Here is a 26,167-nt window from a genome sequence, read left to right on the forward strand (position 1 = left end):
CGGCGTGAGCGCGAAAACCGGGCCGGACATCCTGCTTCGACTGCTCAAGAGCCACTACGGCGACCAGTGGTCCATCCGGCGTCACGGACGTCTGTGGGTGGCCACCACCACGAACGCTGACGCGACGCACGCTCCCACGCTCATAGAGGAGAACGTGGAGGTGTTCGCCAACCAGCTTGAGCATCCCCCCAACGGGATCGGGAACGCGAACCTGCTTCCCGAGCGGATCGCCCAGGGCGGCCGTCGCATCGGGGATGCCGAAGACGGTCCTCCGGAGGGGTGAGGACCGGCCGCGGGCCGACGCTCGGTTCCGTCCGTGACCTACGTCGGTTCTGCGGTTGGGGCGTCCGCCTGGTGGTGATCGGGGGGAGGGCCTACAGGCCCGGTCATCACCGGCGGGCGTCCGTAGAAGTCCTACAGTCATCTGAAGACAGTAGGACTCAGTTGGACTCGGTAGGACTCAAAGTCCAACCGCTGGCTTTTCTCGGAGGAATCCGCTTGAACTCGCGTACCCCGTGGGGGACCTACAACCAGATCGCGGAGGCCCTACGCTCCCGCATCACTACTGGGGACCTCGCGCCTGGGGACGCGGTTCCCTCCGAGGCGGCGCTCGGAGACGAGTTCGGCGTCTCTCGCACGACTGTCCGCCGCGCCTTGGCCGTGCTGGAAACGGACCGGCTGATCAAGGCTCATCCCGGGACAGGTCGCGTCGTGTGCACCGAGGAAGAGCGCCAGAGTGCGGAACCGGGCTCTGCGCCTCCTGCCCAGTATCGGCGGATCGCCGCCGACCTGCGAGACCGGATCACCAGTGGTGACCTCGCGCCCGGTGACGCTCTGCCCAGTGAGGCCGCGCTTGTTCGCCAGTACGACGTATCCCGGGGGACGGCACGACAAGCCCTCTCAGAGCTGGAGGGAACCGGGCTCGTGGTCGCCGTGCACGGTAAGGGTCGGTTCGTCAAAGGCCCGGACACGGCCGCAGGTTAGCCTGGCACATGTGGGACATGTTCACTGGGCGCGGGATCTCGCGCGAGAACTGCTCGAACGACCGTTGCCCCGGCGCTGGGCTCACACACAGGGTGTGGCGGAACAGGCCCGTTCCCTGAACGGGGTTCTCGGGGAGGACGCGGATCTCCTCGAAGCCTCGGCCTGGCTGCACGACATCGGGTACTCCCCAGACTTGGCGAAGACCGGCTTTCATCCCCTCGATGGTGCTCGCTACCTCCGCGACGTACAGAACGCTGATCAGGAGCTGTGTTCCCTGGTCGCCTACCACTCCGGTGCCGTGGTGGAAGCTGAGGAACGCGGCATGCCGGGCGTGCTCGAAAGCGAGTTCGCGCATCCTCGGCAAGATCTGCTGGAAGCGCTCACCTACTCGGACATGACCACGGGACCGGACGGCACCCATCTGTCGGTCGAACGTCGCCTGTCGGAGATTCTGGAACGCTACGCCCCTGACCACCTCGTGCATCGTGCGATCACCCGTTCCTCACCGACGCTGACGTCGGCGGTACGGGTCGTGGAACAACGACTGGCCAACGCTCGCTGAGGTCACCCGATGTACATCGGTCCACCGCTGAGGAAGTGGTCCATGCGTAGGCGCATGGACCGGTCCATCGTGTACGTCGCCAGCTCCGCGCGGGGAACCCAGACGACTTCCTTGGACTCGCTGCTGGGCCTCGGCTTCCCGGAGACGGGACGGGCGGTGAACGCGATGGAGAATTCCTGGCGGGCCTCGCCATCGCTCGTGTAGTAGATGATGTGCTTCGGGTCGCTGTAGATGCCCACCAGACCGGTGATCTCGCACGTCACCCCGGTCTCCTCCAGGGTCTCGCGGACAGCGGCTTGGGGAACCGACTCGCCCAGGTCGATGGCACCCCCGGGAACCGCCCAGTTGTCGTTGTCGGTGCGACGGATCATCAGCACCTCGTCGCGCTCGTTGACGACGAAGACGTTCACCGACGGGACGAGACTGTTCGCGGCCGGTGCCTCGGGGTCCTCGTAGTAGTCGATCCGCTTGCTCATGGACCTTTCCTCAACTGAATGCGTCACGTAGTTCAGGGCGCGGTTGATGTGCTGAGAGACCTGCACAGGGGAGACGCCGAGGCTTTCGAGCACGGACGATGCCGTGTTGTCCTTCTCGTGCAACAGGCCGGAAAGTAGATGCTCCGTGCCTATGGCCTTGTGATCCCGATAAGTCGCTGCGTGGAGGGCTCCCACCAATGCGGTCTTGGCATCCGGGTGGAAGGGCAGGTGTTTCGGCCGAAACCAGATTTTTCGCTCGCCGGTCTTGGCCACTTTCACCCGGACCGCCTCGTAGTCGACGTTGAAAAACTTCAGAGTGTGAGCGGCAATGCCCTCGCGTTCCGCAAGAATGCCGAGAAGCAGGTGTTCGGTCCCGATGTAGGTGTGCTTGAGCGTCCTTGCTCCGTGCTCGGCTAGGCCGACCACCTGCCGGGCTCGCGGTGTGTATCTCTCGAACATGGCTACTGCTCTCGCATCAGGCGGAGTGTGGAGGCCTGATCATGACTGTACTTCGCGATTTCGTCCAAGGTTCGGTGTGCGTGCTGAACAACGTCTTCAGGAAGAATGCCGAGGTTCTGGAGGACATGGGATGCCACGTTGTGTTCTTTGCGCAACAGTCCGAGAAGTATGTGTTCTGTCCCGATGAAGTTGTGCTCTCGCCCTATGGCGGCGTAAAGCGAGAACTCCAGGGATTTCTTTGCCTCCGGGGCGAATGGCCGGTAGTTCCGGCGAGTCCAACTCTTTCGGCCGCCGAGGTGGGCCACTTCTGTTCGAGCAGCCTCGTAGTCCAGCCCGAGAGATGCCAACGTGCTGGCCGCGAGACCGTTGCCTTCCAGGGCCAGCCCCAATAGCAGGTGCCCGCTGCCGATACGTCTGTGCTTGAGTGCAACCGCTTCGCTCTGCGCCTGCACGACTGCATCTCGTGCTTGGTCGGTGAACCGTTCGAACATGCCCCTCAGTCTCGCATCAGTCGAGGGGGGTCGCCTGGTCCCAGACCTTCTCGTAGCTCTCCATGTAGGTGCTCACCATCCCACCGCCGGGGATCTTGCGGAGGTGGAAGACGGGGGCTTCGGCCGCCACGGAGCCGTACACGTGGGTGTTGACCAAGAGCTGATCATCCGCTCGGTACAGCGAGTTGTACAGGGTCGTGCCGTGTAGCCGGAACTCCGTGCCATCGACGGCGCGGAGAGGCTTGTACATCAGGATGACGTTGCGGATCTTGGCGGCCAGGAGTTCGTCCAGTCCCTCGTCCTTCCCGCGCTGCGCTACGGCTTCGCTGTCGGGGTCTCCCAGGGTGATTCGCACACGGACGCCTGCGCGGGCCTTGTCCGCCAGGAGCTTGAGCATGCTCGGGTCGTCCGCCAGAAAGAACCCGCTGAACACGAGGATCGAGATCTCCTCCTGAGCGCCCTCGAAGAGGCGCTTCCACAGGTCGGGAGGGACGCTCCAGCGGTGGGGGTAGATCTCGATGATCTCGCTCTGCGAAGCTACCTTGCTCTGCTCCGGGCTCAGGGCCTCGGGCCAGATGTAGGTCTCTTCGACTCCGAGGTAGGCCGCGGCCGAGTAGCGGTGCCGTCGGTAGGGTGTGCGCCCCTGCGTGATCCAGCGCTCGACGCTCTTCGCGTCGACACCGATCGCTTCGGCCACGTCGGCCGGTGTGACGCCACGCTGAAGGAGCGCGGCTCGCAACCTCTCGTTCGGCATGTACCTCGGGGTTCGCAGGATGTCTGGGGACGCGCTCACATTATCGAGACGTCCCGAACACGTCCAGCCATGTAGTGATCTCGTCCCGCCACCTCAAGGGATCGTTGTCACTGTCGCCGGAACCCCCGGTGCCCAGCGGATTCGACGGAGCTCCTCAACTTCCTTCGTCTACCGCTGGTCGCCAACTTCGATACATGCTATACATGTATCGAAGTTAGTCCGAGTGATCGCCCAGCGATCACCGAAAAGGGTTCTGACCTGTGTGAACGATGAGAAGAGGACTGCCGATATGGCGATTCAAGGTGCGTTGCCGGTGGAGTTCGGGACGGTGTTCCCGCACGGGGCGTTCGCTCTGGGGGTGGAAGCGATCACCGATTTCGAGACCAAGCGTCCCCAGCTGGACAAGGACTCGGGCCTGCCGTTGTGGGCGGTGGACGTGATCGACGCAGACCCGGAAGCCCGGGGCAAGGCCAAGAGCGTGAAGGTCAAGGTGGCCGCCGAGCACTGCCCGACGCTGCCGGACGAGGTTCCCGGTCTGCCGTTTCGCCCGGTGGAGTTCGAGCAGATGGCGGTCATGCCCTACGTCGACGACAACGGCCGTCGCCCCCGGGTGGCCTACTCCCTGCGGGCGCGCGGCGTGAAGGCCCCCGGTGCCACTGGTGGCCGTCGCTCCCAGACCAAGGACGCCGCCTGAGGCGTGCATGAAGCGGGGCGGCCTGGTGCGCCAACACCTGAGCCGCCCCTGAACCCCTCCCCGTTACCTGCGAAAGCTTCGTGAAGAGGTGTCTTCAGTATGTCCGATTACCCCGATGACCTGTCCCACCTGACCGGATCCCAGCTCCTCCGGGTCTTCCTGGACGCAGTGCGCACGCCGCCCACCACCGCCGTGGAGCGGGCGGAGTTCTTCGACTTCAAAGCCCGCGTGTTCGCCCTGATCGCCGAGCGGGACGGCAACCCCGACGCGGCCAAGGCCGCCGCGCGTGCTCGTGCCGACCGTGACCGGGTCCTGGCCCGGATCGAGACCTCGAACGGGGGTGAGAAGTGATGCCGTCCACGGTGGGTTCCACCCGAACCTCCCCGACTCTGCCATCCCCGGCTCAGGGGGTGCGGTGGACGACCCCGATCGTGGAAACCCCCGGGATCATCGTCCTGGCCTCGTGGGTGTGGCGGCTGGCCCGGTTCCTGGTGACGCTGCCGTTCCGGTTCCCCGTCATGGTCGGCTCCGCCGCCGTCACGGTGTCGTCCTGGTACTGGTTCGGCTGGGTGGGCCTGGCCGTGCTGTGCGGTGTCGCCACGGTGGCCTCTCTGGTGTGGTGGCGCGCATGGCCGGACTCGTTCCGTGCCTGGGTGACGCTGCGGTTGTTGGCGTGGTGGCGGCACGTGGTGGTCTACCGCCGGCACTGGCAACCCGTCCTGGTCATCTCCGGGCTGGCCGAGTCCTACCAGGAACGCCGCTACCTGCCCCACATCCGCCGCGTCTCCTGCACCTCCTGGGCTGACCGGGTCCGGGTGACCCTCGTGGCCGGAACCTCCCCGGCCGATTTCGAGACCCGGGTGGCTGAGCTGGCGCACGGGTTCGGTGCTCCGTCGTGTCGTGTGGTGGTGGAGGGGCCTCGGCGGATCACTCTGGAGTTCCCTCGCCACGACACGTTGGCCGAACCCCTGGCCGCCCTCGACGTCCCAGATGAGGTGAACTTGTCCGCGCTGCCGGTTGGTGTCACCGAAGACGGTTCCGAGTGGCGGCTTCGCCTGCACGGGACTCATGTCCTGGTGGCGGGGGTGACCGGGTCGGGGAAGGGGTCGGTGATCTGGTCCGTTATCCGCGCGATGCTTCCCGCCGTGGCGGACGGTACCGCGCAGGTGTGGGCGATCGATCCCAAGCGGATGGAGCTGTCCTACGGCCGGGGCCTGTTCGCTCACTACGCGGACGACGGTGAATCCGCGGTGGCCGTCCTGGAATCAGCGGTCGCGGACATGCAGGACCGTGCCCGACGCTACGCCGGTAAGCAGCGCTCCCACGTCCCCACACAGACGGATCCGTTCGTCCTGGTGGTGCTGGACGAGGTGGCGTTCCTGACCGCCTACCACCCTGATCGGGATGTTCGCCGCCGCTCGGAGAACGCCATAGCCACCCTGACGTCCCAGGGGCGTTCGGTCGGGTTCGCTGTCCTGGCCGCTCTCCAGGATCCCCGCAAAGAGGTGATGAACCTGCGGAACCTGTTCCCGGACAAGGTCGCGCTCCGGCTGGACGAGGCATCGCAGGTGGACATGATCCTTGGGGAAGGTGCTCGGGACCGTGGGGCGAACGCGCATCTGATCGACCCGGGGCTTGCCGGGGTGGGCTACGTCCGGATGGAGGGCTCCCCGGCACCGGTACGGGTGCGGGCGGCGTACGTGTCCGACGACGACATCACCGCCATGACCGACGCTTACGGATCTGAGCCTTGGGAGGTGGAGTGATGACCGCGTTTGCGTCGGTACCACTCAGTCCACAGGATCACCAGCGCGAACCAAACTCCCGCCCCGGCGAGTGCTGCCAACAGACCAACGTGGATCGACAGCATCCCGGACAGCAGCATCCCTGGGAAGCTCGCCCAGAACATGAGGCGTTGCGGTGTGTCCATGACGAAACCCTAGATCGACGTCAGATGGTTCTACAGGGCGGACCCTTCATCGGATGGAGGGGCCTCATGATCCTGCGCTCTACGCATTCGCCGAGTGACCATGAACGCGGTGATCAGGACCAGACCGCAAATGCCGATCCAGACCAACTGGGCAGTCTCGCTCCCGTAAGCAAGCAGAACCATCCAGATCAGGTACGGCAGAACCGTCATGGCTACACGGAACACATCGGATCTGTTCATGACGAAACCCCAGATCGGTTGCAGGTGGGCCTACAGGGCGGACTCTTCTGCTGGGGGAGGGGTGGCTTGATGTTCACGCTGCGCAAGCCGCTGTTTCCGGTACTCCCAGAGGTTGACTACCAGCCCGGTCGCTGTGAAGAACAAGGCCATCCATGTGCTCGGGGGAGCACTCTGGTTGTTGCTCCAACAGATCGCGATGTGCGCCACCGAGAGGACGACACCGAACAGGCACAGGAGTGCCTGCACCCAAAGAGGCACCTCACGCTTGAGCAACTTCTTCATCGAGTCGGGGTCCTGACTGCGGGGTTGTGGGGGTGGGTTGATGCCGACTCCTACCGGTAAGTCGACCCGTGCCGAACGGCTCGCGCAACCCCTGGCCCGTGAGGTGGCTGAACAGGTCGCCGCTGACCACGGGGTGTGCATCCGCCCGGTGTCCCTTCGACGCACCGACATCGCCACCGGTGCCACCGAAATCGTGGACGTCCCGTGCGGGTCCACCCTCGAATCCCGCTGCCCCGCCTGCGCGAGGCGGAAACGGTCTCTGCGGCGCACTCAGTGCGAAGAGGGCTGGCACCTGGCCGCCGAACCGGTGGTGGAGCCTGACCCGCCGTCCGAGGTGCAACGGGCCTGGGTGGAACAGCGGGCCGTGGTCACCGCTGAACGGGAACGGCTCGCCACGTCCGGGGAGGCCTCGGCGGAGGACCTGGCTCGCCTGGACGCTGCGATTTCGGACCTGGACGAGGAGATCAACGCGTCCGGTCTCCGGGGCTCAGTCACCCGCTCGGGCGCCTCGCCGGGGTCGCGTCGGGTCCGCTCGACTCGTCGTCGCCAGGATGCCCCGGACCTCCCGAAGCGACCCATGACCCGCAAGACGGTCGGACGGGCCTACACCGACCCCAACACCGGCCAGATCTTCCGGCCGTCGCTGTTCATCACGCTCACCCTCGACTCCTACGGGCGGGTGAAGACGGACGGGACCCCGGTCGACCCGACCACGTACGACTACCGGCGGGCGGCTCGGGACGCCATCCACTTCTCCAAGCTCGTGGACCGGTTCGTGCAGAACCTCCGACGGGTAGCCGGGTTCGATGTGCAGTACTTCGCGGCCGTCGAACCGCAACGGCGTCTGGCTCCGCACCTGCACATGGCCACCCGAGGCACGATCCCCCGGGCCGAGCTGCGACAGGTGGCCGCCGCGACCTACCACCAAGTGTGGTGGCCCAACGCTGACCGTGTCGTCTTCGAAGGCGACCACCTGCCGGTGTGGGACGAGGCGACTGGTGTCTATGTCGACCCGTCGACAGGCCAACTCCTGCCCACATGGGATGAGGCTCTGGACGCCCTGGACGAGGATCCCGACGCCGAACCCCATCACGTGGTGCGGTTCGGTCGACAAGTCGACGCCAAGGGGGTCGTGGCGGGCTCGGCGGACGCTGACCGGTGTGTGCGCTACCTGGCGAAGTACCTGACGAAGGACATCGCTGAGTGCCACGAGGTCGAAACGATCTCGCAGGAACAGCACGTGGACCGGTTGTTGGACGCGTTACGGTTCGAACCGTGCTCGCCCCGGTGCGCGAACTGGCTCCGCTACGGGATCCAGCCCCAGGACGCCAAGGCGGGGCTCCGTCCGGGGTTCTGCCGGTCCAAGGCGCACCGTCGCGAACACCTCGGCTACGCGGGCCGCCGCGTCCTGGTCTCCCGCAAGTGGTCGGGCAAGACCCTCGCCGACCACAAGGCGGACCGGCTGGCCTGGGTCCTGGACGCCCTCGGCATTGACCCGAACAACGAGGGCCAAGAGGACGAGAACGATCCCCGCTCACCGGTGCCGACCTCGGTGAACTCCGGCCGGTTCGCGTGGGAACTGGCCCTACCCACCGATCCGGACGTGGCTCCCCGCGAACGCCGCCTGCTCCGGGCGGTGGGCGAGTCCCTCAAACGCCGCGCCCAACTCGACGCGGCACGGCAGAACGATCTTTCGGCAACTCCAGAGACGAGGGCCGCATGACCCCCACAGCAACTACTTCGACCGCCCCCAACCCTCGTACCGCGCTGTGGTCGGTGAAGGACACCGCTGCCTTCCTCCGGGTGCCCGCGAAGACGCTCTACGAGTGGCGGTACAAGGGCGACGGTCCGCCCTCTCACCGTGTCGGTCGGTACGTGCGCTACCTTCCGGACGAGGTCCACGCCTGGGTCCGATCCCAGTAACCCCTACCTGGAAGGAAACCCCTGATGGCTCGCGCGTGGGTCTACGACCGCACGAAAGACAAGGCGTACAACGAGGCCGTGAAGAAGGCCAAGGACGCCAAACGCACACCGCCCGCCCGGTGGTGGGTTCGCTACTACAACCCGGCTGGCCAGCTGAAGAGTGGCGGCACGTTCCACAAGAAACCGGACGCGGAGAAGAAGCAGACCGAGATCGAGAACAGCCTTCACGAGGGCACGTACCGCAACCCGCAGGATGCCAAGGTCACCTTCGGCTCGATGGCTGAGAAGTGGCTGACTACCCGAACGGACATCAAGCGCTCGACGTGGTGGCAGTACCGCGCGGTCCTGGACAACCACGTCCTACCCCGGTGGGCGGACCTTCCTCTTTCGGCAATCCACAACGAGGACATCGCGGTGTGGGTGGCGCAACTCCAGAAGCCGCGGGACGAGGGCGGGAGCAATCTCGGGGCCTCCCAGACGCGGCACGCTCACGTGGTGCTGTCGATGGTCCTGGGCTGGTGCGTCCCTCGCCGCATCCCGTTCAACCCGGCCAAGGGTGTCCCGCTCCCCAAGCCCAGCGAGGCCGAACACGTCTACCTCGACCACGGCCAGGTGGAGGCGCTGGCGAACGCCTCCCTGACGCTGCGCACGAAGTACGGGCAGGAACTCGCATCGGCCAAGGTGAGCCGGGCGCTCATCCTGCTTCTCGCCTACACCGGCATGCGGTGGAGTGAGGCCGCGGCCCTTCGCGTCGGCAGGGTGGACCTGGACAAGAGACGGGTCCGGGTCGTCGTCACCTTCGCGGAGGTGGACGGCAAGCTGGTCGAGCAACCTCCGAAGAACGGCAAGTTCCGGACCGTTCCCATTCCCAAGTCCCTCGTGCCCGAGCTGCGACCGTTCGTCGACGGGCGACCGGATGACGCGCTGGTCTTCACGACCAGGCGGGGCGCTTCGCTCCGTATCCGGAACTGGCGGAACCGTGAGTTCGCCTTGGCGGTGAAGGCGGCCAAGCTCGACGGCCTGGGCCTGACGCCCCACAAGCTCCGGCACACCGCCGCGTCGCTCGCCATCGCGGCCGGTGCCGACGTGAAGGTGGTCCAAGCGATGCTCGGTCACAAGACCGCGACCATGACCCTGGATAGGTATGGCCACCTGTTCCCGGACCGCCTGGACGAGGTGGCCGATGCGATGGACGAGGCCCGTCGGCAGGTCCTCGCCGCCTGAAGGCGCGAACGACGAAGGCCGGTGGTTCCTCGGCCCGTGTGCGATAAATGTGCAACGGACCCGGACCACCGGCCTTCGGTGTCTTCGCCGCGAGTCGCTGACCTGCGGCGACTCACGGTTTCGGCGGAGGGTGTGGGATTTGAACCCACGAAGTCCCGTCAAGGACTTGGTGCTTTTCAAGAGCACTGCACTCGGCCGCTATGCGAACCCTCCTGGGGGAGAGCTGGTCTCCGCCAGTCATGTTAGGGCATGGCCCGTGAATCCACACCCCGGTATGTTCGCGCCCCCGACGCCGGGAGTGCGGGCGTCGGGGACGGCGCGAGCGGTGGGTCAGCCGGTGAGGGACTCCCAGCGGCCGGCCAGGGCGGCGCGGCCGGTGTCGGTGAGGGAGCCGAGGACGTGCAGGCGGGCCATGCCGCCGTCAGGGAAGACGTCCGTGCGGACGTGGGTCACGGTGACCGGGGAGTCGAGCAGGAACCGGTGGGCGCTGTCCGGCTGGAGCTTGGTGCGGCCCACGATCTCGAACCAGGTCTCCGGGTCGGTCTCCGCGTCGCAGCCGAGGATGGTCACCCACCCGGCGGAGTTGCCCTTCAGATAGGCGGTGTCCAGCTCGATGGCGCGGACCGACGCCTGCGCGGTGAGGCGGAAGCGCACCCAGTCGTTGTCCTTGTCCCGGCGACGCCGGTTCTCCCAGCCGTCGTCCATCTTGGCGGAGCGGCCCGGGGCGATGATGTTCTCCGGCGGTGAGTAGAACCGGTCGGAGGCGTCCTCGACCAGACCGCCGTTGACCAGGGCGGCCACGTCGAAGCTGTCCAGCGCGGCGAGCCAGGCGGGGTCGGCGACCGGTTCGCCGTACACGCGCAGGCGGGCCACACCGCCGTCGGGGAACTGCTTGAGCCGCAGGTGCGTCCAGCGGCGCTCCCGGGTGACCTCGAAGTCGTTGGCGGCGTGCCCGTACACGTGGGTGCGGGGCACGATCTCGGTCCACTCGGCGGCGAGGAGTTCCTCGGTGGAGGGCGTTCCCGCCAGGTGCGTGGCCTCGACGCTGACCTCGGTCGGGTGGTTGCCGCGGAAGTGCGCGGTGTCCACCACCAGGCCCCGGATGACACCGGGCAGGCCGAGGCGGACCAGGGCCCAGTCGTGGTCGTCGCTGGTCGGGTGCGGCTGTTCGGCGCTCACACCGCGGCGGCGGCGGGTCTCCCACCCGTCCATGACCTTGCCCTTGTGGCCGAAGGCCTCGGGGTCGAACACGGCGGGCTCGGGCTTGAGCAGGTTCTCCCGCTCGGCGAAGAACTCGTCGTTGGCGGCGACGACACCGCCCCCCAGTCGGCGATCGGCGAGGTCGACGAGGGTGGAGAAGTCACGCTTGGCGGAGCGGTAGTCCGCGTAGGGGTCCCCGCCCTGGTACGGCTGGGCGTTGAAGGCACGCGGATCGACGGGGGCTGGTGCGGTCATGTCTCTCCTGAGAGTCGGTGAAGGCTGACCCTTTCAGACTCGCAGGGGAAAACAGTCACGTCCATCGAAACTTTCTGCTCAATCTGTTCAGGAGGACTGAACATTAGCGGCGGCCTCGCCCAGGGCGCGGGTGACCAGGGCGATCCAGGGGCGTTCACGCGCCCCGGAGCGGACGGCGGAGACCACGTGTCGGCGCGGCTGGTCGGCGGCCAGCACCCGGAGCGCGACGCCGGGGGTCCGGCCGGCGGCGGCCAGCCGAGGGATCAGCGCGACGCCCAGCCCGGCGGCGACCATGTCGAGGATGGCCCGCCAGTCGGCCGCCACGTGCGCCTGTTCCGGAACGAACCCCGCCTGGGCGCACGCGGCGACGGTGATGTCCCGCCAGGGGCCCGCGTCGCCGTAGATCCACGGCTCGTCGGCCAGGTCGGCCAGGCGGGGGCCGGGGGCGCTGGCCAGGCGGTGGTGGGCCGGCAGTGCCACGTCGAGGGGGTCGGTGAGCAGTTCGGTCCGGTCGAAGCGGCCGTCCTGACCGGTGGGAGCCTGGGCGGCGAGGGAGAGGCCGACGTCGATCTCCCCGGCCGAGAGCAGGTCGTAGACCTCGGCCGCGTCGGCCTGGTGCACCTTGACCGTCAGTCCCGGGTGGGCGCTGCGCAGGGCGCTGACCGCCGGGACCACGAGTCGCGGGATGGCCGTGGCGAAGGCGCCGACGCGCACGTGCCCGGCCTCCCCGCGGGCGAAGCCCTCCAGTTCGGCCTCGGCCCGTTCGAGCTGGGCGAGGACGATGTCGGTGTGGCGGAGCAGCACATGGGCGGCGTCGGTGAGGCGGACCCGGCGTCCGTGGGCCTCCAGCAGGGGGACGCCGGTCTGCGCGGACAGCGCGGAGAGCTGCTGGGACACGGCTGAGGGGGTCATCCGGAGCGCCTCGGCGGTGGCCCTGACGGTGCCGAGTTCGTCCAGGGTGCGCAGCACGCGCAGTTTGCGAAGGTCCCAGTCGGTCATCTCCCAGACCTACCATTCACGTGGGCTTAACGGAAAGTCCGTGGGGTGTGGGCCTTCCGGAGTGGCGCCACGACGTTACTCGGGAGTAACATTGACGCCATGGCAAAGATGAACGCCGAGACGGCGGAGATGGTCAAGTCCGGATTCCTGGCCGCGGTGCCCTTCGCCCGCACGCTCGGGGTCACCTTCACCGACCTCGACTTCGGCCGCGCCGTCATGCGCCTGCCCGACAACGCCGACCACCACAACCACGTCGGCGGACCCCACGCCGGGGCCATGTTCACCCTGGCCGAGTCGGCCTCCGGGGCCATCGTCATCGGCACCTTCGGCGACCAGCTGGAGCGGGCCGTCCCGCTCGCCGTCAGCGCCGAGATCAGGTACCTCAAGCTCGCCATGGGCGACGTCACCGCCGAGGCCACGCTCGGGCGCTCCCGTGAGGAGATCGTCGCCGAACTGGACGAGGGCAAGCGGCCGGAGTTTCCGGTCGAGATCGAACTGCGCACCGACGACGGCACCGTCACCGGTCGGATGACGGTGGTGTGGACGCTGCGCCCCAACAGGAAGTGACCTGGTCCCACCCTGTCCCCTCGGCCCCGTCCGGACCGACCCCGGACGGGGCCGTCGATTGTCGCCGCCGGTGGGTACGTTCACGGTGAGCCACTTCGACGAGGAGGACCCGCCGTGAGACTGCGAGTAGACCGCGACGCCTTCGCCGAGGCGGTCGCCTGGACGGCCCGGGCGCTCCCCACCAGGCCCGCCGTTCCCGTGCTCGCGGGGATGCGGCTGGAGGTCTCCGGTGACGGAACCTCGCTGCACATGTCCGGGTTCGACTACGAGGTCTCCGCCCGCGCCTCGGTGGAGGTGCTCTCCGAGGAGCCCGGCGCCGCCCTCGTCCCCGGGCGCCTGCTCTCCGAGATCGTGCGGAACCTGCCGGAGGGCTCGGTGCGCATCGAGGAGGACGGGTCGAAACTGCTCGTCACGGGCGGGGCGGCCCGCTTCACCCTCGTCACCATGCCCCTGGAGGACTACCCCTCCCTGCCCGGGATGCCCGACCGGATCGGCTCCGTGCCCGCCGACACCCTGGCCACGGCGGTCCGCCAGGTGGCCCCGGCCGCGAGCCGGGACGACACACTCCCCATGCTCACCGGCGCCTACCTGGACTTCTCCGGTGACACGCTGACCGTGGTCGCGACCGACCGCTACCGCATCGCCGCCCGCGAACTGTGGTGGCGGCCCGAGGCCCCGGAGCTGCGGACGGCGGCGCTGGTGCCCGCGCGCACCCTCAACGACATCGTGCGCGGCCTGATCAGCCAGTCCAACGTGGACATCGCCCTGTCCGCGGGCGTGGCCGGCGCGGGAACGGCTCCGGGCGAGGGCATGATCGGCTTCGAGAACGGTGAGCGACGCACCACCACCCGCCTCATCGACAGCGATTTCGTCAAGTACGCCTCGTGGTTCCCCGCCGAGTTCTCCGCACGGGCTGAGGTCGCGGTGGCGCCGCTGATCGCGGCGGTCAGGCGCGTCGCCCTGGTCGCGGACCGGTCCACGCCGCTGCGGCTGGCCTTCTCCGGGGACGAGGTCGTGCTGGAGGCGGGCTCGGGTGAGGACGCCGAGGCCGTCGAGACGATCGGGGTCGACTACGAGGGCGCCCCGCTGCGGGTGGCCTTCCGGCCGGACTACCTCGTGGACGGGCTGGCGGGGGTGGAGACCGACACCGCGCGCCTCAACTTCACCGAGCCGACCAAACCCGCCGTGTTCACCGACGTTCCGGCGAAGGAGGGCGACCATCCGTCCTTCCGCTATCTGGTGCAGCCGCTCCGGCTTTCCTGACCTGTGCTGACAGCGCTTTCGGTACGACTTGTCCCCACGTGTCCACGGGTTATCCACAGGTTCGGTGCCATTCCTGTGGATAACCCAGGGTCATCGTCGTTCCAGATCCCCGAAGCAGCGCCGGAAATCCTTCGCATTCCGGCTTTGACATGCGAGAACGGCGAAGTCCCCCGCGATCGGGGGACCTGTGGACAACTCCGTGGACGGTGTGCCCGAACCTGTTCTTCGGAACGTTCACCCAGGGGGCCCGAACCCGGGCCGAAGCGAAGCGGAGGCCCGGAGGAACACGGCCTAGCCGCCGTCGGTCAGCGTCGACGTCCCGCCGCCGGACACGGGGGTCTCCAGGCCCAGCTCCGCCTCCCGGCCGCGACGGTAGCCGGCGCGGTACCCGGCCGCGCTGTGGGTGCGTTCCGGGCGGTGCTTGCGCAGTTGCGGGAACTGTTTGTGGAACTCCTCGTTCACGCGGTGGATGTCATCCCGCAGCACGAGTTCCGCGCCCCGACCCGATTCGGACACCTCGGAGCCGTTCGACGCACCGCCGGACGCCTCCGCGGACGTGTTCTCCCGGAGCCGGGCCCGGAACTCCCGAATCCGCTCGGCCACCGCCCGCCCGTACGCCCGGACGAACGAACGGTAGTAGCGTTTGCGCTCGGTCTCCAGTTCCGAACGCGTGTAATTGCGCAGCTCCCGGATATCGGTCACGTGCGACGAGCTCATGAACTTCGCGGACGCCTCCATCTGCATCGAGATCGACGGCAGCAGCATCCGCAGCGCGTCCAGCGCGCTGACCGTGCCCACGAGGATCATGGTGCGCTCGGTGTTGTCGGCCGTGTTGCCGCGTACCGCCGACTGACAGCCGTACGCCGCGGCGATGTCGGCCAGTGCCCGGACCCGGGCCTTCCCGTGGCCGCCCACCCCCGGTACCGCGTAGTCCATGCGGCTGATCGCGTCGGGTTCTTCGCCCCGCTCCGCGCGGGCCTCGGCCTCGGCGATCGCGTGGCGGGTCATCAGCTCGGCGGCCTTGGCGGTGAACGCCTGGCTCTCGGCATCGGTGACCGCGGGGTCCTCCGCCATCCGGAGGAGCCCGCGGACCCGCTCGACCATCTTCTGACGAGCAGCTTCAGTCATCGGCGCCCGGTTGTCTCCCGTAGGTGAGTGTTCTGGTTCCGCCCACGGGCGGAAAACACCGAGCCTAGGCGTTCTTGTTCCCGACCACCATCGCGGTGACCCCGATGATCACCCACAGGACCAGGCCCACGCCCAGTCCGGCGAACACGGCGCCGAACAGCCCGCTGAAGATCGCGAAGCTGCCGATCACGGACGCGATGTAGCTCATCACGGCGGTGGCGCCGCCGCCGAGCAGGGCGGGAGCGGTCGCGTAGCGGAACGGGTAGGTGGCGGCCCAACGGCGGCCGCGGCGGTCGCCCTTCTTGCGGATCACACCGCCGATCCCACCGATCAGGGCGAAGAAGAAGATACCGGTCGTCACAGCACCGGGGATTCCGGACAGGCCGAAGTTCATCAGGAAGGACAGGGCGGCGGCCACCGAGCCACCCGCGACCGACGCCCCCCAGGGCCAGATCATCGTCGCCGAGGCGACGGGAGTGAATGCGTTACCGCGCTCCAGCGTCATGTTCACCGCTCCAGTCGAATCGTGTGACGTCCGCTCGTGGCACGGCCGTCCCCTCCAGCATGCGCCCCGGGGGTCCGTCGGGGCATCAGGGCTAGTCCCTGACCTTCCCCCCAATTCGCTCGCGCATGTCCGCCCACCGTCGACCTGTGGACGCACGGTGCGCTCCGCGTCCGGCGCCGTGCCTTCGGGGGTGCAACGATCAGGCGTCCGCCGGAGTGCCCGGACCGACCCCGTTCCCGATGACGGCCAGGTCCTCCCTCAGGTACGACCAGGTCGAACGGAAGGCCGGGAGCAGGGGCAGCGACGCCGTCTCCGCCACGGGCACCCACCGGATCTCCGCGCTCTCGGAGTTGCCGGGGCGGAACGGCACCAGGTCGGGGGTGCGGGCCAGGAAGGTGTCGTACCGCCACACGGTCAGGTCGTGCTCGTAGCTGCCGATGACGGTGAACTCGCCGAGGTCCCCCGCCACCTCCTCGCGGAACTCGCGCACGGCGGCCTCCAACGGGGTCTCGTCGCGGTTGCGCGCCCCTCCGGGGATGCCCCAGGTGCCGCCCATGTGGGTCCATCCGGCGCGGTACTGGAGGAGGACGTGTCCGGTTCCGGCCACGTCCGTGGCGTACAGCAGCAGCCCGGCCGCCCCGTACACCCCCCACCGCCGGGTCCCGTCGGGCAGGCTCACCCAGCCGTTTCCGTCGCCGTCCTGCATCAGGCGCCTCCCTCTCTCGCGTCGCGCTCGGCCGACCGACCGTCCACCCTTCCCGGACAACGATCCGCCACGCACGATGATGCCCGCAGAGCGGGGATCATGCCCGTCGGCCGCGGCCCGTTCACCCTCTCACCACCTCGGCGGCCTCCTCGGGCCGTCGTTCCGGAGGCGTGAGCGTGACGCCGGAGCGGTCGCCCGCCACGTCCGCGGCGTCGATCCCGAGGCCGACCGTGGCCCGCGCGGCCAGGCGGGGGTCGGCCCCGCCGACGTGGGTGAGGGCCAGGGACGGCCGGTCCAGCCGGTCCTCGGGGACCTCGAAGACGAAGGCGCCGTGGACCGGGACCGCGGCCGGGAACGCCGTGTCGCCGTCGAGGGCGTCGCGGAACCAGAGCGACGGGGAGTAGGTGGTCCGATCGGCCATCACCAGCTCGGCGCTCGTGGCGTCGAGCGTCGTCCCGGTGGCCGTGACCCGTACCCACACCACCACCCACACCCCGTTGGCCTCGACGGGCTGCGGCGCCAGTCCCGAGGTGTCGGTCACGGTGCCGGTGACCCGGACGTCGGTGACCTCGACGGTGAACTCGTCGGTGGCCACGGCCGCGCTCCGCCGTCCCTCGGTGTCGATCGGCCCGACGACGCCGTGTTCGGCCGTCCGGAGCCACTGGAGTCCCAGCACCGCCGCGCCGAGAGCGACGCAGAGGGCGAACCGCAGCGATCGCCGGTTCGGGGGGCGGGGACGCACGTCAGCCTCCGTCCAGGGGGAGGGTCACCGAACCGGCCACCAGGGCGCCCCGGACCCAGAGCGGGGCTCCGTCGCCGCTCGCCGAGATCCGCTCCGAGCGGTGCACGGTCATGACCAGGTCCGTGGGGCCCTCGAGCTGGCCGGAGTCCTCGACGGGCAGGCTGAGCACGGCCGCCTCGGGCATGTGCGGCTGGAGGCGGGTGACGGGGCCGTTCGGGTGGCGGACCAGGCGCAGTGACGGGGGCGGTCCCGCGAGTTCGGTCCCACCGGGTTCGAGCACGAAGCGTGAGGTCTGCCCGATGTGGGACACCTCCAGCGGCTCGGAGCCGGTGTTCTCCACGTCGACGCGGATCCGGACCTCGGGGCCGGACTCCCCTCGGCCGATCTCGGCGCACAGCGGGGTGACCCGGTACCGGAGGGTGTCCAGCTCGGTTCCCGGGGGCAGGCTGCCGGTGCGGGTGTCGGCGGGTTCGAGCCCGCCGAACGCGACCACGGCGGCGAGTGCGACCACCGAGAGGACGCCCGTGGCCACCACGATCCCCACACGTCTGCGGGGATCGGCGGGGAGGAGGCGTGACCGCCGGGGGTCGGCGTCGGCATGCTGGACCACGAAGAGGAATTCTACGGGCGAAGCCGGACACGTGCCCTGAAACATTCGAAAAGGTTCATCTGGCGGGTGGGAGTTCCTCCGGTACGGATATGGGGCGCCCTCACGGTGCCGTTTCGCTCTCCCGCAGTGCGCGAGGCATGAGGGAACGGCCTTCTCCGGTGCGCTGAGAAACTCCCCCGGCGACGTGATCCCGCGCACTCCGTGAACGCTTTCGTTCTGTCCGCATTCGGCCAGGCACTGGCCGAAAGAGCGGAATGGGACCCAGGGTGTATGGGGCACGACGTTCCGTCAGTCGAAGCGGTGGGCACGCGCTGAAAGCGGACTGTAAGTGGAACGGAAGAGGATGTCTTCAGTGTGGAACACGTTCGACGCGACCGGTTCCCGCGAGAGGACGGCTCGTGAGTGCAGGCCGGTCCGACGTTCGTTGGACACATGCCACCCGTGGCGTGTCGCAGGCGGAACCGCCGCGGGTGGCCCTCCGTCGTAGGAGGTAGATCCCCCATGATGCTGCACAGACGGCGTAGGGCGACGTTACGGCTCTACACGAGTGCGGTGAGAAAAGGAGTGCGCGTGCCCGGGATGTTGACCATCGACGACCGGTTCGAGGCGATCGTCGCCGGTGAGGAGACGCTGCTGAAGCTCAGTCCGATGCGCGAGCCCGATCCGGACCGCACCACCTCGGAGGAGGAACAGCCCGCACGGAACGCGCCCGCCGAGGAGGACGACGGGGACGGCAGGTAATCCGCCGAGAGGTGTCCGGTCACTCCGAGTACGCGTGCAGAGGGGGGTACTCGGAGTGTTCGGTGCGGACGCATTCTCGTTGCGCGTGAATTCCCCTTGTAGGGTTGCCTCTTGTGGAATTCGGCGTGCTCGGCCCCATTGTCGCGTGGTCCGGAGGTCGACAGCTGTCGGTCGGCGGGCCGCGCCAGCGCTGTGTGCTCGGGGCCCTGCTGCTCCACCTCGGACGTGAGGTCACGGTCGATCAGCTGATCTCCTACCTCTGGAACGACGATCCTCCGCGCACGGCGAGATCGGTCATCCAGGTTCAGATCCACCACCTGCGCCAGCTGCTCTCCGACAGCATCGTCACGACCTCCGGCGGTTACCTGCTGGACGTCGCCCCGGAGAGCGTCGACCTGCACCGGTTCCGGAACCTGCGCGAGCGCGCCGCCAACGCCGAACCGGAGGTCGCGGTCGAACTCCTGGAGCGGGCGTTGGCCTGCTGGCGGGGGGTCCCGTTCTCCGGGGTCGGCTCCGACTTCCTCGAACACTCGGTCGTCGTCCCCCTGCGGGAGGAGTGGTGGTCCGCCGTCGTCGCGTGGGCGTCGCACGCCCTCGCCCTCGGTCGGCAGGCGGAGGTGGTGTCCCGGCTCACCCCGATGGTGAGCGAGGAGCCGTTCCGGGAGCGGTTGCACCATCTGCTGATCACCGCCCTGTGGCGGGACAACGAACGCGCCAAGGCGCTTGCCGTGTACGAGACCTTCCGGACCAACCTCGCCGAGGAGCTCGGGGTCGATCCGGGACCGGAACTCACCGCCCTGCACGGGAGGATCCTCCGGGACGAGGCGCGGACCCACCGGGGGGAGACCCCCCGGGACCCCGAAGAAGGGCACGACGCCGGTTTCGTGGTGCGCAACGACCTGCCGCGCGACCTGCCGGACTTCACCGGTCGCCGGGAGCACCTGCGGCTTCTGGAGGACGTGGCCAGCGATGACGACGAGCGCGCCAAGGTCTGCGTGATCACCGGGGCCGGGGGCGAGGGGAAGACCACCACCGCGGTCCGTTTCGGCTACGAGTCCGCCAAGCGCTTCCCCGACGGGCAGCTGTTCATCGACCTCTACGGGTACACGGCGAACAAGGAGCCGCTCGACCCGTCCTCGGCGCTGGCGGCGCTCCTGCGCGCGGTCGGGGTGCGGCCCGAGTCGGTTCCCGAGTCCCTCGACGAGCGGTCGGCGTTGTGGCGGGCCACGCTCATGGGGCGCAGGGTGCTGGTCATCCTGGACAACGCGGCCAGTTACGCGCAGGTCAGCCCGCTTCTTCCGTCCTCCCCCGGGTCGATGACCCTCATCACGACCCGCAACGACCTCTCCGGTCTGAGCGGTGCGCGGTTCCTCTCCCTGGGGATGTTCGACGAGGCGACCTCACTGGAACTCCTCGAAAGGGTCGTCGGCGGGGACCGCGTACGCGGTGAGCCGGAGGCGGCGCGTGACATCGTCCGCATCTGCGGCGGCCTCCCCCTGGCGCTCCGGGTCATCGCGGGTCGCATGGTGAGCCGTCCCCGCTGGTCGTTCGCGCACGTCGCCAGGCGGCTCGGCGAGCGCAACCGCACGTTCCGCGAGCTGCGGGTCGAGGGGCAGAGCGTGGAGTCCGCGATCGACCTCTCCTACCAGAGCCTCACCGACGACCAACGGCGTGCCTTCCTCATGCTCGGCCTGATGATCGGGAACACGGTCGACCTGGGCGGGGCGGCCGCACTGCTGGACGTGGAACTGGAGGAGGCCGACGACACCCTCCAGGAACTCGTCGGTGTGTGCCTCCTGAACGAGCCGAAGGGGGACGTGTACCGGCTCCACGACCTGATCAGGTCCTTCTCCCTGGACCGTGCGCTCACCGAGTTCGACGGCCGGCAGGTCGAGTCCGCGCGGACCCGGCTGGCGGGCTTCTACCTGGAGACCGCTCAGCACGCGGCGGAGCTCATGGGCACGCACGCGCACGCGGACGCCGACGCGGAACGGCCGCGGCACCGCACCTACCTGTCGGACCGGGAGGACGCGGAGAACTGGTTCTCCCTCCATCAGGAGAACCTGACGGACACGGTCGAGTACTTCGCCGCGGGCGACAACGGTGACAGCGCCTGGCGCCTGGCGGAGTCGGTGTGGCGGTACTACGCGCTCCACGGCCACATGTCGCTGCTGCTCAGTTCGCAACAGCGGGCGTTCCAGGTCAGCGACAGGCAGGGGAACCGGCGCGGCCGGGCGGTGACCCTCATCGGGCTGGGGATCGCCCACTGCCTCTCGGGGCGGTTCGACGAATCCCTGGAGATGCTCACGGAGGCGCGGGACCTGCTGGAGTCGGTCGGGGACGCCAGGGGGATGATCCGCGCGCTGGCCAACCTGGCCATGGTGTACGAGCGGCTGGGCCGGTTCGAGGACGCCAGAGCGGCGATGGGGGGTGTCCTGGAGTACGCGATGAGTGTCGGGGACACGAGGGTGGAGGCGTTGCAGTCGGGCAACCTGGCCATGATCCACCGTGTACTGGGGGAGTACCGGGAGGCACTGGACTACTGCGAGCGGGCGCTGCGCAAGTCCAGCGGCGACGACAACGGAGACCTGGAGTCACGGGCGAAGCTCACCATGGGAGAGGCCCACCTCGGTCTCGGTGACCTGGAGAGCGCCTTCCGTGCCCTGAACGACGCCATGGAGCGCGCCCGGCGGTCGCAGCTCGTGGCGAGCCAGATCTACATCCACAACGCCCTCGGCGTCGCCCACCGGGCCGCCGGCCACTGGGACCAGGCGGTCGAGTGCCACACCGAGGCACTGGCGCTCGGCGAGGCGTCGGGCAACCGGAGCGGGGACGCGGAGATCCGCACCGATCTCGGTATGACCCACCACGCCGCCGGGCGCCACGAGGAGGCCGCCGCCGAGTTGGCGGAGGCCCACGCCCTGGCCGTCGAGCGCGGTGAGCGCTACATCGCGGCGCGGGCCGCGCTCGCCCTGGGGCGGCTCCCGGAACCGGTGATGCCCGCCGACCGCGCCCGCGCACTCCTCCGGGACGCCGAACGGACCCTGGCCGGGATGGCGGTTCCCGAGGCGGAGCAGGCCCGCGCGGCCCTGGCCTCGCTCGACGCCGGCTGAGGGCGGTCCGCCCGCGGGCGCCTCCGCCCGTTCAGTGGAACACCCGTCTCCCGCGCGGCCTCGTCCAGCCTCCGTTCCTGCGCATGGACCTCAGGTACAGCCTGCTCGGCAGCGCGCGGAGGGCGCGCGGCAGGCGCGGGTACACCGCGCGGGTCACCCGGACCAGACGGTCGAACCGCCGCTGCCGTGCCGGGGACCAGGGGATCTCGAAGTCCTCGCGCAGGTGTGGGGGGAGCAGTCCGCCCGCGAGGAACCGCTGGACGGACGTGACCGGCCACCACAGCCGGTTGTCGGGCCGGAAGACCTGACGGGAGAGGCCCAGCGCCGTCTCCCCCACCTCCAGCCGCTCGACCGCCTCCGCCCAGTAGGCGTCGAAGTCCTCGGGGGTGGCGGGCCAGTCCTCCTCGGGCAGACCCAGGGCGGTGGCGAACACCGCCGCCTCGCGCAGGAAGACGGCGAACTCGTCCCCGTCGATCTCGCCGACGGTCATCTCGTACAGCCGCGTCCACGTGTGGAACAGCGTGGCGGCCACCCAGAGCAGGAGGTCGTGGTCGAGCGCCCGGTACCCGGGGCCGTTCACCCGGCGGTGCATGGCGCGGACGATCGCCTGGACGCGCGCCCGCTCCTCGTCGGTGCCGAGGGAGGTGCCGTACACGTAGTAGAGCGTGCCGCGCAGGCGGTCGAGCGGGCGCGAGGCGAAGTCGCTGTGGTCGTGCACGCCCTGGGCGACGCTCGGATGGGCGATCTGGAGCAGGATGGCGTACGCGGCGCCTCCGAGCAGACTGGCCTCGGAGTGGATCCGGCGCAGTGGTGACTCTTCGGACGATCGACCCATGTCTGGATCGTAGGACAGTCACCGTTCCCGGTGGATATGGCGCGCCCGTGCGTCCGACGCGGTCTCGGGTCCGAGCGCGGCGGGCGGGACGGGGACGGCCTCTGTGATCGGTACCTGACTTTACGGGACAGGAAAATATAACCCCGAAGACAGGTCTGGTCGGCGTGGCGTGTGCGCGGACCCCGCTTCCCCGGATTTCCGGGTGGACCACCGCGTCTATCTGTTAACTGTATTTCCAGTTGAGAATGGAAACGGTCGTCGTCGTGGCTCCAGTACCAGTGCCCACCGGTGGTCACGGGGGTTTTCACACTGGTACGGCCGTGCGTGTCCGCCCCGGTCGCGCGGGTGTGTTGACGGTCGGTAGGCCCCTCCCTACCGTCGTCCGAAGCGGGTGGAATGGATTTTTCGCGGAAACTCGAAAAACCACGACAAAGTAGTCAGATCCGTTCCGGAGAACATTCGACTCCGCGCACGGTGACCGCCCGCCCTGGGCTCGAAGGGCCCGGGTCATCCCGCTACGACCCCGGTGCTCCGCACCGCGCCAGACGCGTCCGGGGTCGTGACCCGTCACGAAGGGTTCGCAGATGAAGATTCGCGGCAGACTCCGCTCGCTCGCCGCCGTCGCGGCGGCGACGGCCCTGGCCTTCACCCTGATGCCCGCGGGTGTGGCCAGCGCCCACGGCTACGTCTCCTCTCCCCCCAGCCGCCAGGCCCAGTGCGCCGCGGGTGTCGTGGAGTGCGGCGGCATCAAGTGGGAACCGCAGAGCGTCGAGGGCCCCAAGGGCCTCTACAGCTGTTCCGGCGGTAACGCCAGGTTCGCCGAGCTCGACGACGACAACTACGGGTGGGACGTCACCCCGGTCAGCTCGACCCTGACCTTCACCTGGACGTTCACCGCCGCCCACGCCACGACCGACTGGGTGTACTACGTCGACGGGCAGGAGGTCGCCAGATTCGGCTACGGGGGCCACCGCCCGCCGTGGACCGTGGCCCACACCGTCGACCTGAGCGCCTACAGCGGCCAGCACAAGATCCTCGCCGTGTGGAACATCGCCGACACCGCCAACGCCTTCTACTCCTGCGTGGACGTCAACGTCGGCGCCGCCGCCTGACCCCGCGGGGCCACCCCCACCGGTCCCCGGCCCGGCTCCCTCACCGGGCCGGGGCAACCGGACCCCGGCACCCCGCCCCGCGGGTGGTGCGGACACCCCCCGGCGCGTGGCGCCCCCACCACCCGCGGCCCCAGGCCCGCCCCACCCCGCTTCGGCGGGCCTGGTTCATGGCCCGGGAAGCCCCGTGATCCCTAGGTTCGGGGTATGAGCACACGTGCGGCCGACGGCCCCTCCACACGGACCGGACCGGAGCGGCGGATCCTCGACCTCGACGCGCTGCGCGGCTTCGCGCTGCTGGGGATCCTCGTCGTCAACATCGGCTTCTTCGCCTCCGGCTACGCCTTCCACCAGGTGCACGACCCCGCCTTCGACTCACCGCTCGACCGGGGCGCGCACTGGTTGGTGACGATGTTCTTCGAGATGAAGTTCTACCTGCTGTTCTCGTTCCTGTTCGGGTACAGCTTCACGCTCCAGCTCGACTCGGCCCGGCGGCGGGGCGTCGGCTTCGCCGGAAGGTTCCTGCGGCGGCTGGCGGGACTGTTCGTCATCGGCGCCCTGCACGCGGTGCTGCTGTTCCAGGGCGACATCCTCACCACCTACGCGGTCCTCGGGCTGGTCCTGCTCGCCCTGCACCGGATGCGGGCGCCCGCGGCCCTGGTCACGGCGGCGGTGCTGATCGGGCTCGTCGCGGTCATGATGCGCTGGGCCGGGATCAGCGGAGCGGCCCCCTTCGACGCGGAGGCCGCCCTGGCCGCGGGCGAGGCGACCACGGCCGCGCTGGCGGGAAGTCCGCTGACCGTCATCGGCGAACACCTGGCCAGCCTGCCGCGGATGGCGATCAACCTCGTGGGCGTCCAGGGACCGGTCGCGCTCTCCGCTTTCCTGGTGGGCCTGGCCGCGGGACGGCACCGGGTCCTGGCCGACACGGGCGCCCACGACCACGCGCTGCGCCTGATCCAGTGGGTCGGCTTCCCGGCCGGCCTCGTCGGATCCCTGGTCCTGGCCGACCTGGGCGGCACCGCCGACCTCTACGGGCTCTCCCTGGCCCTGCTCACCGCCCCGTTCCTCACCGCCGCCTACGCCGCGACCCTGCTCCGCCTCTTCCACCGCGGCCGCGGTCGGCGGATCGCCGCCGCGCTCGCCCCCGCCGGACGGATGGCCCTGTCCAACTACCTCGGCCAGTCGCTGGTCTGCGCGCTGCTGTTCACCGGGCTCGGCCTCGGACTGGTGGGCCGGAGCGCCCCGCCGTTCGTCCTGCTGATCGCGGTCGCCCTCTTCGCCGCGCAGATGTGGCTGAGCGCGTGGTGGACGGCGAGGTACCGCTACGGCCCGGCCGAGTGGCTGCTGCGCGCCGTCACCAACCTGGAGGTTCCCGCCTGGCGTCGGAACGGCGGTCGGCCGGACCGGGTGGCCGCGGACCTCAGTGGCGCGCGCCGCTGAGCAGGTCGATCACCCCCGTGCCGTCCTCCTCGGCGCCGCCCCGTGCCAGCCGGAGTTCCATCAGCCGCAGGTACGGGACGATGAGTTCGGGGCTCACACCCTGCTCCTGCGCCGTCCGCAGCATGGTCGTGTTCGCCCTGACCTGCATGGCGAGACTGGAGACGACGTCGGTGGTGTAGTCGCCGCTCTCCAGGTGGTCCACGGTGTCGGGGATGGTCGTGGTCATGGCGACGAGCCACTCGGAGAGGAGGCCGGAGAAGGACCCCAGGTCCACGTCCGCGTCGCGGACCAGCGCGAGGCCGTGGGAGACACCGGCGAACAGGCCGTTCATCGCGCTGAGCAGGGCGACGTCGTGGAGGGCGGCCATCCCGGCGTCCTGGCCGACGAACCTGGTCGCGAGTGGGACGGACAGGGTGCGCTCATGGCGGTCGAAGGCGTCGCGGGAGCCGCTGTAGAACACGTAGCCGCCCGCCTCGGGGACGCCGACCATGGTCGGCACCGCCATGATCCCGCCGTCGACGAACCGGGCGCCGCGGCGGCCCGCCCACTCCGCGCGGGTGCGGGCCTCGTCAGGGGTGTTGGTGGTGAGGTTGACCAGGTCCTTCCCGGTCAGGTCGGCGTCGGCGAGCGAGGCGCCGACGGAGGCGTCGTCCGACAGGACGGTGACCACCAGGTCGCTCGCGGCGACGGCCTCGGCGGCCGTGGCGGCGGCGTCTGCCCCCTCCTTCGCGAGGGGGTCGGCCTTGGCGGGGGTGCGGTTCCAGACGGTCACCGGGTGTCCGGCGGCGAGCCAGGAGCGGGCGAGGGCGTTCCCCATGTCGCCGACGCCGAGCAGGCAGACACGGGGCTTTTCGATGGTGTGTTCGGTCATGTGGACTAGGCTCCTGCCAGGTCTCGGGGCCCACAAGTACGTACTTCGAAGTGGGTGCGCA

At 69.2% G+C, this 26,167-nt stretch carries 28 protein-coding genes, 1 tRNA gene and 1 pseudogene; 15 read left to right on the forward strand and 15 right to left on the reverse strand.

Features of this window, described 5'->3' with window-relative positions:
* Nucleotides 1-4: 4 nt before the first annotated feature.
* The 3 genes from DVR05_RS22790 (at nucleotide 5) to DVR05_RS22800 (ending at nucleotide 1,546) form a co-directional block, all read left to right on the forward strand.
* On the forward strand, nucleotides 5-283 hold the full coding sequence (locus tag DVR05_RS22790; protein ID WP_116247951.1) for a hypothetical protein: 279 nt from the start codon (nucleotides 5-7) through the stop codon (nucleotides 281-283).
* Nucleotides 284-498: 215 nt separating this feature from the next.
* Complete coding sequence (locus tag DVR05_RS22795; RefSeq protein ID WP_116247952.1) at nucleotides 499-984, forward strand: GntR family transcriptional regulator; 486 nt, start codon at nucleotides 499-501, stop codon at nucleotides 982-984.
* A gap of 94 nt (nucleotides 985-1,078) precedes the next feature.
* A complete protein-coding gene (locus tag DVR05_RS22800) occupies nucleotides 1,079-1,546 on the forward strand; it encodes an HD domain-containing protein (RefSeq protein ID WP_232832273.1) in 468 nt (155 codons plus the stop codon).
* A 2-nt stretch (nucleotides 1,547-1,548) separates the two neighbouring features.
* On the opposite strand, the gene DVR05_RS27585 is transcribed toward DVR05_RS22800, so the two are convergent.
* From DVR05_RS27585 to DVR05_RS22815, 4 genes and pseudogenes are all read right to left on the reverse strand, one after another.
* Entirely contained in the window at nucleotides 1,549-2,022 is a 474-nt protein-coding gene (locus DVR05_RS27585; RefSeq protein WP_232832279.1) for an NUDIX hydrolase, read from the reverse strand.
* 45 nt (nucleotides 2,023-2,067) lie between these two features.
* Nucleotides 2,068-2,481 (reverse strand): annotated as a pseudogene (locus DVR05_RS27590) (Clp protease N-terminal domain-containing protein); the annotation flags it as partial.
* 2 nt (nucleotides 2,482-2,483) lie between these two features.
* Nucleotides 2,484-2,972: a Clp protease N-terminal domain-containing protein gene (locus tag DVR05_RS22810; protein WP_116247955.1), complete on the reverse strand. Its 489-nt coding sequence runs from the start codon at nucleotides 2,970-2,972 to the stop codon at nucleotides 2,484-2,486.
* 16 nt (nucleotides 2,973-2,988) lie between these two features.
* A complete protein-coding gene (locus tag DVR05_RS22815) occupies nucleotides 2,989-3,726 on the reverse strand; it encodes an XRE family transcriptional regulator (protein WP_116247956.1) in 738 nt (245 codons plus the stop codon).
* Nucleotides 3,727-4,015: 289 nt separating this feature from the next.
* Here DVR05_RS22815 and DVR05_RS22820 point away from each other — a divergent pair, with 289 nt between their 5' ends.
* The 3 genes from DVR05_RS22820 (at nucleotide 4,016) to DVR05_RS22830 (ending at nucleotide 6,186) form a co-directional block, all read left to right on the forward strand.
* On the forward strand, nucleotides 4,016-4,420 hold the full coding sequence (locus tag DVR05_RS22820) for a plasmid replication, integration and excision activator (RefSeq protein WP_116247957.1): 405 nt from the start codon (nucleotides 4,016-4,018) through the stop codon (nucleotides 4,418-4,420).
* A 99-nt stretch (nucleotides 4,421-4,519) separates the two neighbouring features.
* A complete protein-coding gene (locus DVR05_RS22825; RefSeq protein ID WP_116247958.1) occupies nucleotides 4,520-4,771 on the forward strand; it encodes a hypothetical protein in 252 nt (83 codons plus the stop codon).
* The gene (locus tag DVR05_RS22830) at nucleotides 4,771-6,186 is read left to right on the forward strand and encodes an FtsK/SpoIIIE domain-containing protein (RefSeq protein WP_116247959.1); all 1,416 of its coding nucleotides are present in this window, start codon (nucleotides 4,771-4,773) and stop codon (nucleotides 6,184-6,186) included. The genes DVR05_RS22825 and DVR05_RS22830 overlap by 1 nt, the downstream gene beginning before the upstream one ends.
* Nucleotides 6,187-6,620: 434 nt before the next feature.
* On the opposite strand, the gene DVR05_RS22840 is transcribed toward DVR05_RS22830, so the two are convergent.
* Nucleotides 6,621-6,872, reverse strand: a complete 252-nt coding sequence (locus DVR05_RS22840) for a hypothetical protein (protein WP_116247960.1) — start codon at nucleotides 6,870-6,872, stop codon at nucleotides 6,621-6,623.
* Nucleotides 6,873-6,912: 40 nt separating this feature from the next.
* Here DVR05_RS22840 and DVR05_RS22845 point away from each other — a divergent pair, with 40 nt between their 5' ends.
* The 3 genes from DVR05_RS22845 to DVR05_RS22855 are packed head-to-tail and all read left to right on the forward strand — an operon-like array spanning nucleotide 6,913 to nucleotide 10,019.
* Nucleotides 6,913-8,595, forward strand: a complete 1,683-nt coding sequence (locus tag DVR05_RS22845; protein WP_116247961.1) for a replication initiator — start codon at nucleotides 6,913-6,915, stop codon at nucleotides 8,593-8,595.
* Nucleotides 8,592-8,795 carry an AlpA family transcriptional regulator gene (locus DVR05_RS22850; protein WP_116247962.1) on the forward strand — a complete coding sequence of 68 codons (204 nt, stop codon included), beginning with the start codon at nucleotides 8,592-8,594 and terminating at the stop codon, nucleotides 8,793-8,795. The genes DVR05_RS22845 and DVR05_RS22850 overlap by 4 nt, the downstream gene beginning before the upstream one ends.
* Before the next feature lie 24 nt (nucleotides 8,796-8,819).
* Nucleotides 8,820-10,019 (forward strand): site-specific integrase, encoded by a 1,200-nt coding sequence (locus tag DVR05_RS22855; RefSeq protein ID WP_116247963.1) that lies wholly within the window; start codon nucleotides 8,820-8,822, stop codon nucleotides 10,017-10,019.
* A 124-nt stretch (nucleotides 10,020-10,143) separates the two neighbouring features.
* Here DVR05_RS22855 and DVR05_RS22860 read toward each other — a convergent pair.
* The 3 genes from DVR05_RS22860 to DVR05_RS22870 form a co-directional block, all read right to left on the reverse strand.
* Nucleotides 10,144-10,232: transfer RNA gene (locus tag DVR05_RS22860), tRNA-Ser, on the reverse strand.
* A gap of 117 nt (nucleotides 10,233-10,349) precedes the next feature.
* A complete protein-coding gene (gene alc / locus DVR05_RS22865; RefSeq protein ID WP_116247964.1) occupies nucleotides 10,350-11,474 on the reverse strand; it encodes an allantoicase in 1,125 nt (374 codons plus the stop codon).
* Nucleotides 11,475-11,561: 87 nt separating this feature from the next.
* Complete coding sequence (locus tag DVR05_RS22870) at nucleotides 11,562-12,473, reverse strand: LysR family transcriptional regulator (protein ID WP_116247965.1); 912 nt, start codon at nucleotides 12,471-12,473, stop codon at nucleotides 11,562-11,564.
* A gap of 108 nt (nucleotides 12,474-12,581) precedes the next feature.
* Here DVR05_RS22870 and DVR05_RS22875 point away from each other — a divergent pair, with 108 nt between their 5' ends.
* Both DVR05_RS22875 and dnaN read left to right on the forward strand, forming a co-directional pair.
* Nucleotides 12,582-13,040 carry a DUF4442 domain-containing protein gene (locus DVR05_RS22875; RefSeq protein WP_198659310.1) on the forward strand — a complete coding sequence of 153 codons (459 nt, stop codon included), beginning with the start codon at nucleotides 12,582-12,584 and terminating at the stop codon, nucleotides 13,038-13,040.
* Between the two features lie 114 nt (nucleotides 13,041-13,154).
* On the forward strand, nucleotides 13,155-14,303 hold the full coding sequence (gene dnaN, locus DVR05_RS22880) for a DNA polymerase III subunit beta (RefSeq protein WP_116247967.1): 1,149 nt from the start codon (nucleotides 13,155-13,157) through the stop codon (nucleotides 14,301-14,303).
* 291 nt (nucleotides 14,304-14,594) lie between these two features.
* On the opposite strand, the gene DVR05_RS22885 is transcribed toward dnaN, so the two are convergent.
* From DVR05_RS22885 to DVR05_RS22905, 5 genes are all read right to left on the reverse strand, one after another.
* The gene (locus DVR05_RS22885) at nucleotides 14,595-15,407 is read right to left on the reverse strand and encodes a DUF2786 domain-containing protein (protein WP_116247968.1); all 813 of its coding nucleotides are present in this window, start codon (nucleotides 15,405-15,407) and stop codon (nucleotides 14,595-14,597) included.
* Nucleotides 15,408-15,495: 88 nt separating this feature from the next.
* Nucleotides 15,496-15,936 carry a hypothetical protein gene (locus tag DVR05_RS22890; RefSeq protein WP_116247969.1) on the reverse strand — a complete coding sequence of 147 codons (441 nt, stop codon included), beginning with the start codon at nucleotides 15,934-15,936 and terminating at the stop codon, nucleotides 15,496-15,498.
* A 199-nt stretch (nucleotides 15,937-16,135) separates the two neighbouring features.
* A complete protein-coding gene (locus DVR05_RS22895) occupies nucleotides 16,136-16,642 on the reverse strand; it encodes an NUDIX hydrolase (protein ID WP_116247970.1) in 507 nt (168 codons plus the stop codon).
* Between the two features lie 121 nt (nucleotides 16,643-16,763).
* Complete coding sequence (locus DVR05_RS22900) at nucleotides 16,764-17,384, reverse strand: hypothetical protein (RefSeq protein ID WP_116247971.1); 621 nt, start codon at nucleotides 17,382-17,384, stop codon at nucleotides 16,764-16,766.
* Between the two features lies 1 nt (nucleotide 17,385).
* Nucleotides 17,386-17,994: a hypothetical protein gene (locus DVR05_RS22905; protein WP_157982514.1), complete on the reverse strand. Its 609-nt coding sequence runs from the start codon at nucleotides 17,992-17,994 to the stop codon at nucleotides 17,386-17,388.
* 570 nt (nucleotides 17,995-18,564) lie between these two features.
* On the opposite strand from DVR05_RS22905, the gene DVR05_RS27165 reads away from it, so the two are divergent.
* Together DVR05_RS27165 and DVR05_RS22910 are read left to right on the forward strand one after the other, a co-directional pair.
* Nucleotides 18,565-18,735, forward strand: a complete 171-nt coding sequence (locus DVR05_RS27165) for a hypothetical protein (RefSeq protein WP_198659304.1) — start codon at nucleotides 18,565-18,567, stop codon at nucleotides 18,733-18,735.
* A 125-nt stretch (nucleotides 18,736-18,860) separates the two neighbouring features.
* A complete protein-coding gene (locus DVR05_RS22910; protein WP_198659305.1) occupies nucleotides 18,861-21,848 on the forward strand; it encodes a BTAD domain-containing putative transcriptional regulator in 2,988 nt (995 codons plus the stop codon).
* A 31-nt stretch (nucleotides 21,849-21,879) separates the two neighbouring features.
* Here DVR05_RS22910 and DVR05_RS22915 read toward each other — a convergent pair whose 3' ends face one another.
* Nucleotides 21,880-22,683 carry an oxygenase MpaB family protein gene (locus DVR05_RS22915; RefSeq protein WP_116247974.1) on the reverse strand — a complete coding sequence of 268 codons (804 nt, stop codon included), beginning with the start codon at nucleotides 22,681-22,683 and terminating at the stop codon, nucleotides 21,880-21,882.
* Between the two features lie 584 nt (nucleotides 22,684-23,267).
* On the opposite strand from DVR05_RS22915, the gene DVR05_RS22920 reads away from it, so the two are divergent.
* Nucleotides 23,268-23,795 (forward strand): lytic polysaccharide monooxygenase auxiliary activity family 9 protein, encoded by a 528-nt coding sequence (locus DVR05_RS22920; RefSeq protein ID WP_116247975.1) that lies wholly within the window; start codon nucleotides 23,268-23,270, stop codon nucleotides 23,793-23,795.
* A gap of 204 nt (nucleotides 23,796-23,999) precedes the next feature.
* Entirely contained in the window at nucleotides 24,000-25,235 is a 1,236-nt protein-coding gene (locus DVR05_RS22925) for a DUF418 domain-containing protein (protein ID WP_116247976.1), read from the forward strand.
* Here the strand turns inward: DVR05_RS22925 and DVR05_RS22930 are convergent.
* On the reverse strand, nucleotides 25,216-26,106 hold the full coding sequence (locus DVR05_RS22930; protein WP_116247977.1) for an NAD(P)-dependent oxidoreductase: 891 nt from the start codon (nucleotides 26,104-26,106) through the stop codon (nucleotides 25,216-25,218). The two genes, DVR05_RS22925 and DVR05_RS22930, sit on opposite strands and share 20 nt — an antisense overlap.
* Between the last annotated feature and the right edge of the window lie 61 nt (nucleotides 26,107-26,167).

The organism is Nocardiopsis sp. FIRDI 009, from assembly GCF_003386285.1.
Taxonomy (GTDB): domain Bacteria; phylum Actinomycetota; class Actinomycetes; order Streptosporangiales; family Streptosporangiaceae; genus Nocardiopsis.

Excerpts from the sequence above, each read along its gene's own strand:
- DVR05_RS27585 (WP_232832279.1), bottom strand. The coding sequence starts at position 2,022 with ATGAGCAAGCGGATCGACTACTACGAGGACCCCGAGGCACCGGCCGCG.
- DVR05_RS22810 (WP_116247955.1), bottom strand. The coding sequence starts at position 2,972 with ATGTTCGAACGGTTCACCGACCAAGCACGAGATGCAGTCGTGCAGGCG.
- DVR05_RS22815 (WP_116247956.1), bottom strand. The coding sequence starts at position 3,726 with ATGCCGAACGAGAGGTTGCGAGCCGCGCTCCTTCAGCGTGGCGTCACA.
- DVR05_RS22820 (WP_116247957.1), top strand. The coding sequence starts at position 4,016 with ATGGCGATTCAAGGTGCGTTGCCGGTGGAGTTCGGGACGGTGTTCCCG.
- DVR05_RS22825 (WP_116247958.1), top strand. The coding sequence starts at position 4,520 with ATGTCCGATTACCCCGATGACCTGTCCCACCTGACCGGATCCCAGCTC.
- DVR05_RS22830 (WP_116247959.1), top strand. The coding sequence starts at position 4,771 with ATGCCGTCCACGGTGGGTTCCACCCGAACCTCCCCGACTCTGCCATCC.
- DVR05_RS22840 (WP_116247960.1), bottom strand. The coding sequence starts at position 6,872 with ATGAAGAAGTTGCTCAAGCGTGAGGTGCCTCTTTGGGTGCAGGCACTC.
- DVR05_RS22845 (WP_116247961.1), top strand. The coding sequence starts at position 6,913 with ATGCCGACTCCTACCGGTAAGTCGACCCGTGCCGAACGGCTCGCGCAA.
- DVR05_RS22850 (WP_116247962.1), top strand. The coding sequence starts at position 8,592 with ATGACCCCCACAGCAACTACTTCGACCGCCCCCAACCCTCGTACCGCG.
- DVR05_RS22855 (WP_116247963.1), top strand. The coding sequence starts at position 8,820 with ATGGCTCGCGCGTGGGTCTACGACCGCACGAAAGACAAGGCGTACAAC.
- alc (WP_116247964.1), bottom strand. The coding sequence starts at position 11,474 with ATGACCGCACCAGCCCCCGTCGATCCGCGTGCCTTCAACGCCCAGCCG.
- DVR05_RS22870 (WP_116247965.1), bottom strand. The coding sequence starts at position 12,473 with ATGACCGACTGGGACCTTCGCAAACTGCGCGTGCTGCGCACCCTGGAC.
- DVR05_RS22875 (WP_198659310.1), top strand. The coding sequence starts at position 12,582 with ATGAACGCCGAGACGGCGGAGATGGTCAAGTCCGGATTCCTGGCCGCG.
- DVR05_RS22885 (WP_116247968.1), bottom strand. The coding sequence starts at position 15,407 with ATGGTCGAGCGGGTCCGCGGGCTCCTCCGGATGGCGGAGGACCCCGCG.
- DVR05_RS22890 (WP_116247969.1), bottom strand. The coding sequence starts at position 15,936 with ATGACGCTGGAGCGCGGTAACGCATTCACTCCCGTCGCCTCGGCGACG.
- DVR05_RS22895 (WP_116247970.1), bottom strand. The coding sequence starts at position 16,642 with ATGCAGGACGGCGACGGAAACGGCTGGGTGAGCCTGCCCGACGGGACC.
- DVR05_RS22915 (WP_116247974.1), bottom strand. The coding sequence starts at position 22,683 with ATGGGTCGATCGTCCGAAGAGTCACCACTGCGCCGGATCCACTCCGAG.
- DVR05_RS22920 (WP_116247975.1), top strand. The coding sequence starts at position 23,268 with ATGAAGATTCGCGGCAGACTCCGCTCGCTCGCCGCCGTCGCGGCGGCG.
- DVR05_RS22925 (WP_116247976.1), top strand. The coding sequence starts at position 24,000 with ATGAGCACACGTGCGGCCGACGGCCCCTCCACACGGACCGGACCGGAG.
- DVR05_RS22930 (WP_116247977.1), bottom strand. The coding sequence starts at position 26,106 with ATGACCGAACACACCATCGAAAAGCCCCGTGTCTGCCTGCTCGGCGTC.